The sequence below is a fragment of the Sediminispirochaeta smaragdinae DSM 11293 genome (assembly GCF_000143985.1).
Classification (GTDB): domain Bacteria; phylum Spirochaetota; class Spirochaetia; order DSM-16054; family Sediminispirochaetaceae; genus Sediminispirochaeta; species Sediminispirochaeta smaragdinae.
In genome coordinates this window covers 4,169,386-4,184,677 of sequence record NC_014364.1, presented here as the reverse complement: position 1 = coordinate 4,184,677, position 15,292 = coordinate 4,169,386, and the positions used below count along the sequence as shown (strand labels likewise).

17 protein-coding genes are annotated in these 15,292 nt (G+C 49.3%); 10 read left to right on the top strand and 7 right to left on the bottom strand.

Annotated features, from left to right (window positions below; translation table 11 throughout):
* Position 1: 1 nt before the first annotated feature.
* Positions 2–814 carry a DODA-type extradiol aromatic ring-opening family dioxygenase gene (locus SPIRS_RS19565; protein ID WP_013256426.1) on the top strand — a complete coding sequence of 271 codons (813 nt, stop codon included), beginning with the start codon at positions 2–4 and terminating at the stop codon, positions 812–814.
* 238 nt (positions 815–1,052) lie between these two features.
* On the opposite strand, the gene SPIRS_RS19560 is transcribed toward SPIRS_RS19565, so the two are convergent.
* Complete coding sequence (locus SPIRS_RS19560; protein WP_041866143.1) at positions 1,053–1,904, bottom strand: SDR family oxidoreductase; 852 nt, start codon at positions 1,902–1,904, stop codon at positions 1,053–1,055.
* A gap of 123 nt (positions 1,905–2,027) precedes the next feature.
* On the opposite strand from SPIRS_RS19560, the gene SPIRS_RS19555 reads away from it, so the two are divergent.
* On the top strand, positions 2,028–2,411 hold the full coding sequence (locus SPIRS_RS19555; RefSeq protein ID WP_013256424.1) for a winged helix-turn-helix transcriptional regulator: 384 nt from the start codon (positions 2,028–2,030) through the stop codon (positions 2,409–2,411).
* A 219-nt stretch (positions 2,412–2,630) separates the two neighbouring features.
* Here SPIRS_RS19555 and SPIRS_RS19550 read toward each other — a convergent pair whose 3' ends face one another.
* The 4 genes from SPIRS_RS19550 to SPIRS_RS19535 form a co-directional block, all read right to left on the bottom strand.
* Entirely contained in the window at positions 2,631–3,428 is a 798-nt protein-coding gene (locus SPIRS_RS19550; RefSeq protein ID WP_013256423.1) for a family 1 encapsulin nanocompartment shell protein, read from the bottom strand.
* Positions 3,429–3,436: 8 nt separating this feature from the next.
* Positions 3,437–3,805 (bottom strand): ferritin family protein, encoded by a 369-nt coding sequence (locus SPIRS_RS19545; RefSeq protein WP_013256422.1) that lies wholly within the window; start codon positions 3,803–3,805, stop codon positions 3,437–3,439.
* An 82-nt stretch (positions 3,806–3,887) separates the two neighbouring features.
* On the bottom strand, positions 3,888–4,352 hold the full coding sequence (locus tag SPIRS_RS19540; protein ID WP_013256421.1) for a GNAT family N-acetyltransferase: 465 nt from the start codon (positions 4,350–4,352) through the stop codon (positions 3,888–3,890).
* 28 nt (positions 4,353–4,380) lie between these two features.
* Positions 4,381–5,346: a sugar phosphate isomerase family gene (locus SPIRS_RS19535; RefSeq protein ID WP_013256420.1), complete on the bottom strand. Its 966-nt coding sequence runs from the start codon at positions 5,344–5,346 to the stop codon at positions 4,381–4,383.
* A 147-nt stretch (positions 5,347–5,493) separates the two neighbouring features.
* On the opposite strand from SPIRS_RS19535, the gene SPIRS_RS19530 reads away from it, so the two are divergent.
* From SPIRS_RS19530 to SPIRS_RS19510, 5 genes are all read left to right on the top strand, one after another.
* Positions 5,494–6,765: an extracellular solute-binding protein gene (locus tag SPIRS_RS19530; RefSeq protein WP_013256419.1), complete on the top strand. Its 1,272-nt coding sequence runs from the start codon at positions 5,494–5,496 to the stop codon at positions 6,763–6,765.
* Positions 6,766–6,860: 95 nt separating this feature from the next.
* A complete protein-coding gene (locus SPIRS_RS19525) occupies positions 6,861–7,739 on the top strand; it encodes a carbohydrate ABC transporter permease (RefSeq protein ID WP_013256418.1) in 879 nt (292 codons plus the stop codon).
* Complete coding sequence (locus SPIRS_RS19520; protein WP_013256417.1) at positions 7,736–8,572, top strand: carbohydrate ABC transporter permease; 837 nt, start codon at positions 7,736–7,738, stop codon at positions 8,570–8,572. The genes SPIRS_RS19525 and SPIRS_RS19520 overlap by 4 nt, the downstream gene beginning before the upstream one ends.
* Complete coding sequence (locus SPIRS_RS19515) at positions 8,572–9,333, top strand: glycerophosphodiester phosphodiesterase (RefSeq protein ID WP_013256416.1); 762 nt, start codon at positions 8,572–8,574, stop codon at positions 9,331–9,333. The genes SPIRS_RS19520 and SPIRS_RS19515 overlap by 1 nt, the downstream gene beginning before the upstream one ends.
* 23 nt (positions 9,334–9,356) lie before the next feature.
* Complete coding sequence (locus SPIRS_RS19510; protein ID WP_013256415.1) at positions 9,357–10,226, top strand: PfkB family carbohydrate kinase; 870 nt, start codon at positions 9,357–9,359, stop codon at positions 10,224–10,226.
* A gap of 12 nt (positions 10,227–10,238) precedes the next feature.
* On the opposite strand, the gene SPIRS_RS19505 is transcribed toward SPIRS_RS19510, so the two are convergent.
* Together SPIRS_RS19505 and SPIRS_RS19500 are read right to left on the bottom strand one after the other, a co-directional pair.
* On the bottom strand, positions 10,239–10,916 hold the full coding sequence (locus tag SPIRS_RS19505) for a glycerophosphodiester phosphodiesterase (RefSeq protein ID WP_013256414.1): 678 nt from the start codon (positions 10,914–10,916) through the stop codon (positions 10,239–10,241).
* 21 nt (positions 10,917–10,937) lie between these two features.
* Positions 10,938–11,924 carry a LacI family DNA-binding transcriptional regulator gene (locus SPIRS_RS19500; protein WP_013256413.1) on the bottom strand — a complete coding sequence of 329 codons (987 nt, stop codon included), beginning with the start codon at positions 11,922–11,924 and terminating at the stop codon, positions 10,938–10,940.
* 106 nt (positions 11,925–12,030) lie between these two features.
* Between SPIRS_RS19500 and SPIRS_RS19495 the strand changes: the two genes are divergently transcribed.
* The 3 genes from SPIRS_RS19495 to SPIRS_RS19485 all read left to right on the top strand — a co-directional run bounded on the left by SPIRS_RS19495 (position 12,031) and on the right by SPIRS_RS19485 (position 15,288).
* Entirely contained in the window at positions 12,031–13,422 is a 1,392-nt protein-coding gene (locus SPIRS_RS19495) for an ABC transporter substrate-binding protein (protein ID WP_013256412.1), read from the top strand.
* A gap of 70 nt (positions 13,423–13,492) precedes the next feature.
* A complete protein-coding gene (locus tag SPIRS_RS19490; protein ID WP_013256411.1) occupies positions 13,493–14,407 on the top strand; it encodes a carbohydrate ABC transporter permease in 915 nt (304 codons plus the stop codon).
* 11 nt (positions 14,408–14,418) lie between these two features.
* Positions 14,419–15,288: a carbohydrate ABC transporter permease gene (locus SPIRS_RS19485; protein ID WP_013256410.1), complete on the top strand. Its 870-nt coding sequence runs from the start codon at positions 14,419–14,421 to the stop codon at positions 15,286–15,288.
* The last annotated feature ends 4 nt before the right edge of the window (positions 15,289–15,292 follow it).

Sequence of the window (15,292 nt, the reverse complement as noted above, 5' to 3'; positions counted from 1 at the left end):
TATGGCAGATTGTTCGGAAAAGAGGCCTGGAAATATCATCTATCTTTCTCATGGAGGCGGTCCTCTCCCAATTTTAGGCGACCCAAGTCATGCGGCGATGATTGCTTTTATGAAGGAGCTTCCCCGGCAGTTGCCGAAACCGGAAGCTGTTGTCGTTGTGAGTGCCCACTGGGAGGAGTCGCTTCCGACCATCATCGGAGCCGAGTCCCCGTCGCTGTTTTATGATTACTATGGCTTTCCGAAGGAGGCATACGAGCTGCAATACCCTGCGCCAGGAGCGCCTCGTTTGGCGCAAACCATGCAAGGCTTTCTTCAGGAGGCCGACATTGCTTCGAGAATAGATGAGAGACGTGGTTTTGATCACGGCCTATTCATTCCCTTGAAAATGATGTATCCCGATGCTGATATTCCCATGACGCAATTGTCCCTTATCCGGGGATTGGAGCCGCAACAGCATATTGCCTTGGGTCGGGCCCTTCGATCGTTGGCCGATGAAAACATCCTTATTATCGGATCCGGCTTTTCGTTTCACAATATGAGGGCCTTTACCTGGGATTCGTCGAATCAAGAGGATCCTGCAAATGATGAGTTTCAGGAATGGCTTGTCGATGTTTGTACCGGTGATTACAGCATCTCCGAGCGAGAAGAAAAACTAACTGCCTGGACTGATGCTCCCCATGCCAGGTACTGCCATCCGAGAGAGGAACATCTGCTTCCCTTACATGTCTGTCTGGGGATGTCCGGTCGAAAGGCCCGCCTTGTGTTTGACGATCATATTCTGGGAAAGCGGGCTATTGCTTTGCAGTTTTGTTGATCTATCACGACGGGTAGCTTCGGGGATGTGCCGAACGATGCTCCAGAGGACTTTTCCATGATGGCATCTTAAATAAAGGGGCTTGGTAGATCGTTATCGGCACGGTCCTTGGAGGCGATTGGGAATATGTTGACATATGTTGACAGGAACATCAGGTCGTTGAATGGGGCCGTTCTCTGCGAGAAAGCAATAACCGATAATCGTTAGGGAGGGATAGGCCTCCCCAACGATATGACTGCTAAAGCAGCTTTTTCACTTGCTCTTCAAGAGAAAGCGGTGGGCGCTCCAATACTTTTTCGAGATCGCTGCTTGAGATATCAAGGGTTCCGGCAGCTATGGATTCGTCGAGTTGCGCATAGAAAGCGGCCCCGGCTTCGGGCATTCCTGCTGCAACCAATCGTTGTTTCCGTTCTTCGATACTGATCCGCTCATACCGAATATCCTTTCCAAGTGCCTTTCCTGCGGCTGAGGCAAGCTGCTCATAGTTCCAGGGGGTGCCTGCGAGTTCCAGGGTCATGCCGTCGTAGCTTTCCGATACAAGTACTTTTGCCGCTGCTTCGGCATAGTCACTTTTGGAAGCCGATGCTACTTTGCCGTCTCCCGCGGCTGCAGCTATTGTGCCGGAGTCTCGGGCAGCCCGAATATCTCCGGTATAATTTTCCGCATACCAGTTATTTCTGAGGATAACGGATGTAAGGCCGGAATGCCTTAATAGCTCCTCAGTCGCTTTATGCTCGGGGGCTAGCGGATTGTTTGAGGTATCGGCTCTGGAGATGCTTGTGTAGGCGATTGTTTTGGTACCGGCAGCCTGTGCAGCCTCAATAACGTTCTGATGCTGTGCGGCTCGTTTCCCCACTTCGGAACCTGATATCAAAAGAAGGCGGTCCACCCCGGTGAAGGCCTTCCTTAGTGACGCTTGATCGTCATAATCGCCGATACGTACGGTAATTCCTTGCTTTTCGAGATGTGCCGCTTTTGATCTGTTTCTTGCAAGGCCAATGATAGAGGAAGGCTGAACACCGAGGTTTATCAACTGTGAAACTACCAGTGATCCAAGCTCTCCTGTGGCCCCTGTTACTCCATACATCATCTTTTTCTCCTTACGAAAAGTTAGTTACTCATGAAATATAGTACTAACTTTTCGTAAGTGACAACTCTTTTTTTTTATGCTACGTTTAGTATTGTTCAATGATTTTTTTTGCATGGTGATGATATGAAGCAAATTCCGTACGATGTGTTTGCCGCCGGTTGTCCCTCCCGGTCCGCTTTTCTGCATATATTCAGTCGCTGGGGCGTCCTTATCCTTGCACGCCTTCAAGAGGGGCCTGCACGTTTCGGTACACTATCTCGATCGATAGAGGGAATTAGCGAGCGAATGCTGTCGAAGAGTCTCAAACTTCTGGAAGAAGAAGGTCTTATTTATCGCCGGGAGTTGGAAAAAGGGCCTCCTCATGTGGAATATGGACTAACCAATGCAGGTACACGAATTGCCGAGGGTATTCTGTATGTAATCCAGCAGCTTTATGCTGTCATGGATTCGAGGGGCAGCACACTCTCTCGTACCGAAAAGTCGTGCGAAGAGGCAGGCATGAACTAGTGTCCGGAATCCTGGTGGTTTTATGCCGTTTTCCCCGGAGAAATCCTTTCATTTCCCGGATTACTTGATCTTTTACACCTGTAGTCTTGTAATTGATGGAAAGAAAAAGAATTAGGATGCTTTGACCACCAGGATTCGGAACACTATGTTAAATATATACCCGTGGGAAAGATTGCCGGTAAAAAGAGCTCCCCGACCGTGAAGCCGGGAAGCATAGAATTACATACTAAAGCAGACCAGAGCTTCCGGGGTAATGACGCGGAAACTAAAAGATTCCGAGAAGAAAAGATGAACCTCTTCGGAATCGTGGTGATGGTAGCCTATGGAAAGGTCCTGCCCCAGGGTGAGTTCAAAGTCTCCTCCACGATCGGAGGCGAGGAGGGCTGTATCTACAAACCCTGAGTAGATGACTTTACCCTCAATTTGCTTTTCCACCAAGGTTTTTAGTGAGCCGCCAGGGGTCGGACGACCCATGAACTTCCACAATTCGGAATTGACAATAAGGTTACTTGCACCCCTGACACCTTCCGCAAGCAACCTGGTTTTTGCTTCGGAAACGGCATCGACGATCGCTGCATTTTCGAGCTTAAGCGGTATTTTCTCGCTGTCGACGGCATCCTGGATACCGGTAATCATACCGGGCTTAAAACCCTTGAAAATTGCCGTTTCCTCAAAAGCCGCCATCTTTTTTGCCGCCGTTACGACTGGGGTCAGATCGATATCAAGGGCCCCCCGTTCGATGTTGTCCAGTTCCCAGGTTTTCAGAGAAAAACCGATACGGCTTTCCACCAGGGGCTGAACCATATAGACACCGTATCGGACCTCGTCTTTTTTTTGGTCCTTGCTGAGGGAGAGACGCCCCAGGTCCACACTCGTGTATCCAATACCGTGAGGGCCCGATACGTCAAGGAACTTTCGTCCCGACAAATTGGCAGCCAGAGTCTCCCTCGCCATCTCGTCTATTTCTTTCCATGCAGCATCGCTTATCGGTGCGAGATCTCGTTTCAGGATATCCATGTTACCTCCTATTCCCGGCCCTTTAGGCTGCCGATACCAAGACCACCTGATTCCTGTGAAGCGGTACCGGTCGACTTCGAGGCTCCTCCCAGGAACTCTTCTTCGACTTCCTCGGCGCCCTGTTGGTAAAAACCCTCTTCTTCTGGTGCCAGTTCCTTGAGTAAGCGAAGGAATTCTCCTGCGTGTACCTTTTCTTCGTCGGCAATATCTAGTAATACCTGGCTTGCAAGGGTATTGTCCGTTGATGCAGCCAACTGTTCATAGAGCTGAGTTGCCTCGTATTCCGCCGCAACCATCATTCTGATGGCCCGTACCAACTCGCCGTGATTGAGCATTCTGTCGTTATCTTTTACGCTGAAGGGATTTCCAAATTCCATAATGCCTCCTCCTTGTTGACATACCCTATTCTTGATCGCCAAGGCAAAGCTGTCAAGGAAACTCTTATGGCTTTATCCTTAATTAAAGCAGTTTTCTGAATATTTGCATGTTTGAATATGAAAAGCCATTCTTTTGATAGAAATGATGAGCGGTGGTATTGGCCCCGTCGGTCAAAAGGGTAAGTCGCATGCAACCTGCTTGTTTTGCGCACCTTGATGCCTCGGTGATAAGCCCTTTCCCTATGCCCTTTCTTCGCTCTTCGGGGCGAACAATGAGGTCTTCAAGGAGAGCAACCCGTGCTCCGAGGGCTGTTGAGACGGTAAAAAGAATATTTACCATGCCGACGATGCTTCCATGCTTCAGCGCGGCAAGGACGAAACCTGTATCGGGATTTTCGATAATCATGCGAAGTCCCGCTTCCTGTTTTGATCGGTCCGGACAAAACTCCTCTTCCTGGGAAAAAAGAATTTCCAGAAGTTTACATAGATCGGGAATGTGAGACGATTCTGCTTTGATGATCTCAAAAGGTTCCATGCCCACCAGCATATAGCATGCATCTGACAGAGAAAAGGTACTATTGGATATGATAGATCCTGTAATTCCAGTTCATAATCTCCGGTTTCAGTACCGATTCATAGCGTTCGAGCATGGCGTTGAGATTTTTCGCCTTGCTTCTGGCATTGAAGGGTACCACCAGGAGGTCGAAATCCGTGAGTTTTCCAAAGGAGAATTGGGATTTTTCCGGAGGCTCCGTACGGATTTCATGTCCGGTGAGGATGAGGATTTTCGGACCTTGCGTCTCTTGGAGAATTTTTTGTTTAACCCTGCTTTCCCGTTCCTGCTCCACACCTACGGTTCCGTCGAATAAGAATGAGGTTCCTTGGATAATCATGTCGAAGGCGGGCCCTTTATAAAGAGAGATATCGTCTCCGAGAATCGAATTGGTAACGGGATCTACCTCTCCTGTCGGGGTTTTGACCGTGATCTGCTCCGTTTTTACATGTGGTTCGAGAAATCGTTCAATGATACTGATGTTATGGGTGAATACCTCATAATAAATAGGCGATTCGCTGCTGTGGTTTGCAATGATGTCTGCGAGGTGATAGACGGTACTACCGGCATCGATGAGCAGCTTAATCGTCGGTGCCGAGGTATCTGCATACTGACGGCTGTCACTTCGGTGTAGGATCATATCGTAGAGGGCATTACTGACTTTTATCTTTTGGTTGATGTAAAGGTGCCGTTTTTGGGTAAAGGCCAGCATGGAACGGTGTAAACGCAGGGCGTATTCATCCTTGGCGGTACGTTCTTTATCGAAGAGCCGGTATCCGATCTCGTCTTCATAGTTGTGAATTTGCGTATAGATCCAGCTACTTCCGGAATAGGAAACGCGGAAACGTTTTTCGATATACGCTTTTACCTCCGATATCGGTATCACGATATCGAGGATGGATTCATGGGACTGACGATCGTATTCGGAGGAAAAAAGGACAAACAGCGCCATGATAAGATCTTGTCGTTTAACCCTATGTGTAATCATAGCAGCTCCATGTCGTTGCTTAGTTTATGAGCGTCATATGCTAAGTAGAAAGTATAACCTATGCGGTATCGAGTTGTTAAGTGAAAATCCGAACAAGCTTGCTTGTGGGACCATGCATGATAGGATATCAATCAACAGGAGGGATATATGAAGAAGCGAATAGCTATGCTGTGTTTTCTTTTCTCGGCCGTCGGCCTGCTCTTTGCCGGCGGAGCCCAGGAGGGTGGGGAAACAGAGATCAAGTTGACAATTGCCGGCCGGGACGGTGCCTACGGCGAAGCAATGCAGATGGCGGCGGACGCATACCACGAGAAGCATCCCGAGGTATCCTTTGAGGTGTTGAAACTCTCGGGAAGCAGTCTATTTGAAAAAACCGTGATCGACATGAGAAGTGAAACAGGTACATACGATGTGATTCTCATCGATGATCCCAATGCCACCCAGTTTCTGGAGGTAAACTGGCTTGCAAACCTTGATGACCTTTACGAGCAGGCCGGAGTTAGCATCGATCCCGACTTCATCGAACCGACGCTGAGGCTGGGGCGCTATCCCTATACGGCACATGGAACACTCTATGCACTTCCCTTTGCAGGTAACGTAGAGCTGTTTGCCTATCGAACGGACCTGTTTGCAAAGTACGGCCTCCAAGAGCCACAATCCTGGTCGCAAGTCCTTACGGCGGTGAAGACTATCGATAAAAACGAGCCTTCCATCGACGGCGTCGTCTTCAGAGGGGTAAAAGGCAATCCAATTGTTACCGGATTTCTTCCCATCTTCTGGGCTTTCGGCGGAAAGATCCTCGATGCCGACGGCAATGTAACCATCAACTCACCCGAAGGACTCAACGCGTTACACTATTTTCTTGAGCTGAGCACGTACGCTCCCGAAGGCGTCTCCATGTATCAGTCGGCCCAGGTTAAAGACGCCATCTATTCCGGCAAAGCGGCGATAGCAACCGAGGTGTGGCCTGGCTGGATAGGCGATTTGGAAAACCCCGAGAAATCTTCCGTTGTCGGAAAGGTCAAGGTGATCAAACATCCCGGCGAGGTTGAGAAATCGTCACCAATGATCGGGGTGTGGCTGGCCGGAATTCCAAAGGCCTCGAAACACCAGCAGGCCGCCTTTGATTTCCTGCGCTTTCTGACAAGTTACGATATGCAGGTTGCAATGTCCGATAGTGTAGGATTACCGCCGACGAGAAGCGAGGTCTATAGGCTCACCTCCCAGCAGGAAAAATATCCCTGGTATCCGGCACAGCTCGATGCCTTGCTCAACGGCGTGGCCCGTACACGAACAACAAAGTGGAAGGAAGTGGAGGACCAACTTGGTACAGTGCTTCAGTTCGCCCTTATGGGGAATATAAGCGCTGAGCAGGCTCTGACGGAAGCAGAGAAGGGCATTACCAATATTCTTAAGTAGCCGCTATCCACGATAAGGCCGGGGCATCCCGGCCCGGCCTTATGTGCTCTCTATTGCGTTTCGGTACTCATTTTTATGCGACAGGAGATTACTACATGAGGACTGGAAATTACATCCGGAAAAATCTCTTTTTTTTCATTCTGATTTCCCCGGCGGCGGCAATTATGGCTTGGCTGACCATCTATCCTGTCATCCATGTCGTCGACCTCTCTTTTTTCAAATACAATTATATTACCGATATAAAAACCTTTGTCGGCCTTGGTAATTTTAAGGAGATCCTAAGCGAACAGCTATTTCAACAGGCATTTCTCAATACCCTGCTTTTCTCGCTTTTGGCCACGGCGGCGGAGGTTGCGGGCGGGATCATCCTCGCTCTTATTTTCGACGGCCGCTTCGCCGGTAAAAGGGTATTCATGATCATATCGATTTTTCCCATGATGATATCGACGATGGTCATCTGTGCCATCTGGAAGACCCTGTACCATTACGATATCGGTCTTTTTAACGCAACGCTGCGATCCATTGGCGCAAAGCCCGTGGGGTGGCTGATCGATCAGGGGAAGGCTCTCTTCTCCATTGTCATCGTCGATATCTGGCAGTGGACCCCCTTTACTTTCATCATGACCCAGGCGGCGATGAGTTCGATACCAGGTGAAATCTACGAGGCTGCACAAATCGACGGAGCAAAATACCATCAAATCGTCGGACGAATTACCCTGCCTATCCTCTCAAGCCAGATCATGCTTCTGATCATGCTGAGAACAATCGATACCTTCAAGCTCTTCGGCAAGGTGTATGCCTTGACCCAGGGCGGTCCGGGCAACTCGACGGAGACGCTCTCTTACTTTATCTATCGTGAAGGCTTTTCCTATTTCAATTTGGGAAGGGCCTCAACCGCTTCCATCATTACCCTGATCGTTGCGGCCGGGATTTCCCTGATCTACATCAGGAAGATCCTTCAGGAGGATGCATGAGAAGGCATATACGAAAGAAAAGTTCCAATCCCCTGTTCTGGATTGCATTGGCCGTCATCATGGGTATCATCCTGTTCCCTATTTATTGGATCATCGTAACATCCTGTAAGACACCGGTAGAGGTTATTCTTCCGAAGCCGACCCTGTTCCCTCATGATCCTACCTTCATGAATTATAAAGCGGTTTTACAATCGGGCTTTTTGCACAACATGCTCAACAGCCTGATTGTGGCCGTATGTGCCACAGGCCTTTCTCTTTTCCTCTCCTTTACCGCTGCATATGCTCTGGTTCGATACCGGTTTCCCTTGGCATTCAACTCGCTTTTCCTTGTGTGGGTCTTGGTTGTAAAAATATTGCCCCCGGTCGTACTGGCGATTCCTCTCTATACCATGTTCAACTCGATGCACCTGATCAACAAGTTGCTTGGTCTTATCCTGGTCTATCAGGTCTATACCTTGCCCTATTGTATCTGGATGATTTTCGGATTTCTTAAATCTGTTCCGATTTCCTTTGAAGAGGCTGCCCTTATCGACGGGGCAAGTCGCTGGTACATCTTGGGTAACATTGTTCTTCCCCTTGCCAGGACGGGTATTATCGCCACTTCCATCTTCGGGATCATCTCTGCATGGGATGAGTTTCTCTTCGCCCTGCTCTTTGTCAGGACCCCCTCTCTGGAAACCTTGCCGCTGGTTATTGTCAACTACATAGGTGAGTACGAGACGCTATGGGGCGAATTGATGAGTATCGGATTGTTGACAACGGTGCCGGTACTGCTCTTTTCCAACTTCGTATATAAGTATTATACGAAGGGTTTTTCGATGAGCTTGAAATAATGACAACGGAACACAGGCCTTTAATTACCGTTCACAGCGGAGGGTTTTCAACCCCGGCCAACAGCATGGCCTATCTGAAACTTGCATGTGAGAAGCGCCCCGATATCATCGAGATCGATGTCCGTGCCACCCTCGATAACGTGGTCATACTCTCTCATGACCCGGCAGTTGGCGATTCGGTGATTGCTGAGGCCACATCCGCTCAATTATTTGAGACGAATCCCACTGTTATTACACTTGAGCAAGCACTGCGAATATGCGAGGATCACCGCATTGGCCTGAACCTCGATATCAAAGAGCAGCGGGTTATCGACCCTCTGCTGCGTATATTGGATCGCCACGAGTCTGAACGGCCTTTTATTTTTTCCGGATGTGGGCGGCCGGAAGTAGAGGAGTTGCATAGAAAAAGCCCCAGGTCGCGGGTTCTGTATAATGCCGATCCGTGGGATTGGAAAAAGGTTCCGGACTATCGTGATTATATGAGGGCGCAACTATCGGCGGTGAAGGAGCTGAATTGTTTTGGTCTTAATATCTCGTGTGAAGATTTAAGGCCGGAGTTTATGGGCTATTCAAGGCTCTATGATATTCCCATTTTGGTTTGGACCGTAGACGATGAAGAACGTATGCAGGAATTGATTACCCTCGGCGTCTATTCGATTACGACGAACAATGTGGATCTGCTGCGGACCGTTCTTCGGCGGAATTCGGGCAGGAAATTACGTTTATACGATACCGATTGGATTAAACATCCGAAACAATAAGACCATAACAGGGAGGCATAAAAATGGACATCACCATGGTCGGACATATTTCCAAGGACATTATGGAGTACGTTGACGGTGTGCAGCGTTTTACCGGGGGACCGGTCATCTACTCTTCGGCAGCGGCAAAAAGTGCAGGGAAAGCGGTCCGTGTTTTAACCATCGCGTCTGCCGATGACGATGAGGCTTTGAATGTCATTCGTGACAGGGGAATCGATGTCGTCAGATTCGATTCGCCCGCCACAACCAGTATCAGAAACATCTACCATACCGCGGACTGTGAAACCCGGGATGTGGTTCTGTTGTCGCAGGCCCGGCCCTTCGATGATTCGGTTGAGGCCCATCTCGATGGATCGATCATTCATCTTGCCGGGCTTTTCCGGGGAGAGATACCGGATAGCCTGATACCCTTATGCGCGAAGCACGGAAAGGTCGCTCTGGATGCCCAGGGCGTTTTGCGGTGCAATGACGGAAAGGCCCTTTCCTTTTCCGATTGGGCGGATAAGAAACGCTACCTTCCAATGATCCACTATCTGAAAACCGATGCCGCAGAGGCAAAGATTCTCACCGGTTCTGATGACCGCGAAGAAGCTGCCGAGCTGCTTGCCTCCTGGGGAGCACGGGAGGTGATGGTCACCCACAACAGCGAGGTGATACTCTATACCGACGGAAGGGTATATCGGGCCCCCTTTACGCCGAAAAACCTCTCGGGACGAACCGGGCGAGGGGATACGACCTTTGCCGCTTACCTGGCAAGGCGGATCGACCATGGTCCACAGGAATCGGTCTCCTTTGCGGCAGCCCTTTGTTCCCTGAAAATGGAACAGCCAGGCCCCTTTTCGGGGACGATGGCACAGGTTATAGAACGCATGGAGCAAGACGCTCGATCGTAATGGGCGAAGCTCCTACAGGGCGGTGGGGTCGTTTGTGAAGACCCCATCCACTCCCATTTGTTTCATACGCAAATAGTCGTCTTGATGATTCACCGTGTAGATATAGACCTGGTAGCCCTGCCGATGAGCATGGTCGACCATCTTCTGATCGATAAATTCAAGATTATAGTGCAGAGAATAGGGGTGCATCGGCTTTACAAAGTCGCTGTAGTTGATGGGTATTCCTCCGTGGAGTGCGCCTATGGGAATATCAGGCTCTAAACACGCGAACTCATGCAGCATCGGAAGATTGAAAGAAGAGACCAGAAGAGATTCAGGTTCCCATGAACGCTCCGGCAGGTAGCGGGAAAGAAATGCATGAAGAGCTTCTCCTGTCCCTCTTCCTTTAAGTTCGATATTGACATCCGTTTTTCCGGCCAAAAGGTCCAAAGCCTCCTGAAGGGTTGGAATCTGCTCGCCTTCTCCTGCATCAAAGCCCTTAAGCTCTTTCAATGTCTTTTCGTACACTAGTCCGCTTCCGTTTGTCGTCCTGTCTATTCTATCGTCGTGCATGATGACAAGTTCGCCGGTTCTGCAGACATAGACATCAAGTTCTATCATCTTGACACCAAGCTCGACGGCTCTCTGGTATGATGCCAGGGTGTTTTCCGGTTTTTGTGCGGGGACCCCGCGGTGGCCGATTATTTTCATGTTGAACCTCTGTAAGAAACGTTAGGTGCTTTCCCGAATAATGATCTCTCCGGGAACTCGTATTGCAATGGGCCTGCTGTCGGGATCTTCGATCATTTGCATCAATCGCCCTGCGGCAAGTTTTCCCATCTGCTCGATAAAAACTCGGGCCGTTGTCAGCGGCGGGTAGGCAAGCCGGGCCCAGGGGATATCATCGAATCCAGTTACCCCGATGTCCGAGGGGACAAGAAAGCCTCTTTTTCGGGCGGTATCGAGGAAACCGATTGCCATGGCGTCATTGACCATCATGATACCGAGATGTTCGAGTTTATTCGGTTGTAATCGCTCGAAAGCCTCCGACCCGGTGTCGACTGTGGTGTCTTCCATCGACAGAATTTCAGACTTCAGGCCCGCCTGGGTAAGCGCATCGATATAGCCTGCTATACGTTCTCTATTGTTGTACCAGCTCTCAGGCCCCGTTATATGTACGATTTTTTTGTAGCCTCTATCGATCAGGTGTTTTGTCAGGTCGAAGGCTATCTGCCTGTCTTCGCAGACAACATGGTCGAGGTTTGTTTCTGAAAGCTTGTTTTCCAAGAGGATGATGGGAACACCGGTCTGTTTAAGCGTGAGAATCGTCCTGACGGGAAAGCTCTGTCCCCGAACGATAAATCCTGCAAAATCCGATACCGAGAGCGGGGTCCCGGTAAAGTCCACCTCTTCTTTGTACACCGATAGATTGACACATTGATACTCACTATGTTCAAAGTATTCCTCAAACTGTGCCATAGAGTGATGAAAAAAAATGCTGTCTTGTTGACCACCTCGTTTTCTTCCGATGATTCCGATAAATCGTGGTTCCGAAGTTGCAAGGTTACGCGCGGCGTAATTTAGGGAAAAGCCGGTTTGTTTTACCGCCTCCAAGACCTTCTCTCTGGTTTTACTGCTGATTCCCGGTTTGTCGTTTAATACACGCGATATCGTTGAAGGGGATACGTTCAGTTGTTCCGACAATTCTTTCAGCGTCATCCTGTGTACATCCTATCACAAAAAAAACTTGACAGCAGTGTAAACCTGTTGCAATAATTACGCAAGCGTTTTCTAAATATTTGCAAATCAAGATGAGGAGGGACTCATGAAAAAGAACTGTTTTGCGGTGATGCTGATTTTGTGCCTGGCGGCAACCACACTGTATGCGAACGGAGGCCAGGAGGCTTCATCCGGGCCTCGTACCGTTAGCATTGAGGTCTGGACAAGAGAGGGTGGTATCAACCATTGGCGGGCCGACCTTGCAGTTGAGGCCGCTAAGGAGCTCAATGCCCAGCTCAAAGCCGAAGGAAGCCAGATTACCGTGGAAGCGGTGCCGGTACTGGATGAAGGGGATTGGGGCGGCTATAAGAAAAAATACTCCCTTGCCGCAGACTCCGGGGAGGCTCCGCTGATCGTTGTGTCGGGACATGAAGATATCGCAACGTGGGGACAGGCGGGATACATTGTTCCTCTGGCCTCTTCCGTGGAGGAGATTCAGGGTGAGGCGGAACAATTTGCAGATGTTATTCCTTCGCTTTGGAACTGTGCATCCTGGCATGGCAATATCTGGGGTGTTCCGCAGGACACCGAGGCCCGACCCATGTATTTCAATAAAACTTTGCTCAAAAAGGTGGGTTTTACGGACGCACAAATCGCCCAACTTCCAAAGGATATCGAAGAAGGAAAATTTACCTTGCAGGATATAGTCTCGACAGCCCAAAAAGCAGTGGAGATGGGGGTCGTGGAACCTGGGTACGGGTATTGGCACCGACCCAAAAAAGGCGGTGATTTCGTACAATTTTATCGCGCCTTCGGCGGAGAGATCTACGACGCACAGGAGGATAAGCTGGTCGTAACAAGGGATGCCTTGGTTAGATTTTATGCATTTCAACGCTCCTGTGTAGAGACGGGAATCACCCCTGCCACCTATATCGGAACGGAGTGGAACATTTGGCACGATGTCGTTTCCAATAACAAGGCGCTTTTCTTTAACGGCGGCACATGGATGTGGGCCGACTGGGCGAAGAACTATGCCGAAGGTGGTGAAGATGCCCTGTTTGCGAATATCGGATATGCCTATGAACCAAGCGGAATACGAGGTCGGAAGGGAAGCACGCTGAGTCATCCGCTTGTCTATCTGATATCCAGTGAAAGAGCCTCGGGATCTACAGACCAGGAACTTGCCGAACGGCTGATTGCTCTCATGACGACAACAGAACGAAATACCCGACATGCGGTGGAAAGCGGACACCTCGGCATCCTTCAATCCCAAGCACACTATGATGCCTATACATCAAACAAATTTCTTGCGGATGTTACCTATCTGCTCGACAACAATTTCTACCAGCCCAACCATGTTCTCTATGGTACCTGGTTCGATAGTCTCTGGGATAATATGGTTGCAGCGGAGCAAGGGGAGAAAAGCCCCGAAGAGGCTGCCGAGGATGCCGTTAAGGTCATGAAACTTGAACTTGATGATCAGCTGATTGTGAAATGAGACAGGTTCCGTCGGTCCGGGAAAGAGTTTCCGGACCGATCTTTTTGTTTTTCATCAAGGAGTGTAATGCATGAGAAAACACAAACGGTCTTTGACCGGTTACTGGTTCATACTTCCCGCAGCGGTGTTGGTCGTGCTCTATTTTTTTATTCCTGTAATACTTACCTTAGGTATTTCCCTGACGAACATGAGCTCGGTAACGGGATTTTCAAACTGGTCATGGACAGGTTTTGCCAATTATATAAAAATTCTGAAGCATCCCGACTCGGGGTCAAATTTTGCCACCACGCTGATCTATGTTGCCTGCACCCTGAGCTTTTTTAATGTCGGTATGGGGCTTTTGGTCGCTATTCTCGCCCATCACATGCCGAAACGACTCGGCGAGATTTTTCGTTCATTATGGCTGCTTCCGAGGATCACGCCGCCGGTGGTGTATGTTCTCATGTGGACGATGCTTGCGGCAGATGCTCCCTACGGCGTTATCAACCAGCTGTTTCGGATACCCTTTGGCCTTTCCACCAGTAACTGGCTTCCGGAATATGCCATGCTTTTTGCGGTTTTGGTGAACGGCTATATCGGGGCATCGTTCGGAATGATTCTCTTCTCTTCCGCAATAGAAGCCATACCGAACGATATCATGGTTTCCTCCCTCGTAGATGGCGCCTCTTTTTTTAACCGGGCACGATATATCATTCTTCCCCAACTTAAATGGCCCTTGTTGTTTGTGACCACCTACCAAACCCTCTCTCTTCTTACCTCTTTCGAAAGCATCCTTATCCTGACAGATGGTAATTTCGGAACAGAGGTGTGGGCCCTTTGGTCCTATCACAAGGCCCTGAATAATTACTATGGAAATTTCCAGTACGGCTTTGGGGCCGCTCTCTCGGCGATTCTCGTCTTCGTCGGGGTTATTTTCGCCATTATCTATCTGAAGTATTTCAAGTTCAACGATCTGGTAAAAGAGCCGTTGATTGATGAATTATGAGGAAGCGTACCATGAAAAAACATCGAGACTATTTTACGCCCCTGGCCTTTCTGATACTGCTGGTCCTTTCTCTCCCGATTATCGTCGGATACCTTTGGTTGTTTATCTCGACCTTCTCGGAGAGGACGTATGGCTTGAAACCGGTAGACATTAATGGAAATTTCGGAGGACTTACCCTGAAAAACTGGCAGTTTCTCCACAATCCCGATATCTGGATCGTGACCTTCAATACCTTTATTCTTGCTCTTTTGATGACCATCGGAGTTTTGGTCGTTTCCGCTTCGGCGGGATACGCGCTTTCCCGCATCAAATTTCCGGGACGCAAGTCCTTTCTGTCGCTGACCTTGGTGCTTCATGCATTCCCAAGTATCACCCTCCTGATCGCCATCTATTTTGTACTCCGCTTTTTCTCGCATCTTCCGGTTCTCGGCAATTTTATGGGCTACAACACCATGGGAGGGGTTATCCTGGTCAGTCTTGCCCTGCAACTTCCCCTTGGTATGTGGCTGATGAAAGGCTTTTTCGATGCCGTTTCCTGGGATATCGAACGGGCAGCCCTGATCGACGGCTGTTCCCGTTTTAGGACCTTCTGGAACATCATGGTACCTCAGATTCGTCCGGGAATTGCGGCACTCTCGATCTTCTCTTTTATGACGGGATGGAGTTCGTTTCTTATTCCCTATACCTTTCTTACAAGCGGTTCGAAAGCGGTTATTTCCACCTACCTGAATTCAATGATGCACAGTGATTCTCTTTCCATTCAGTACGGGGTGCTGGCCGCCGTCGGCTTGTTTCAGCTCATTCCCATACTGATTTTTTACACATTCAACCAACGATATCTGATGAAGATCTTCTCCGGCGGATCTCACGGTGGCGTATAAGCGA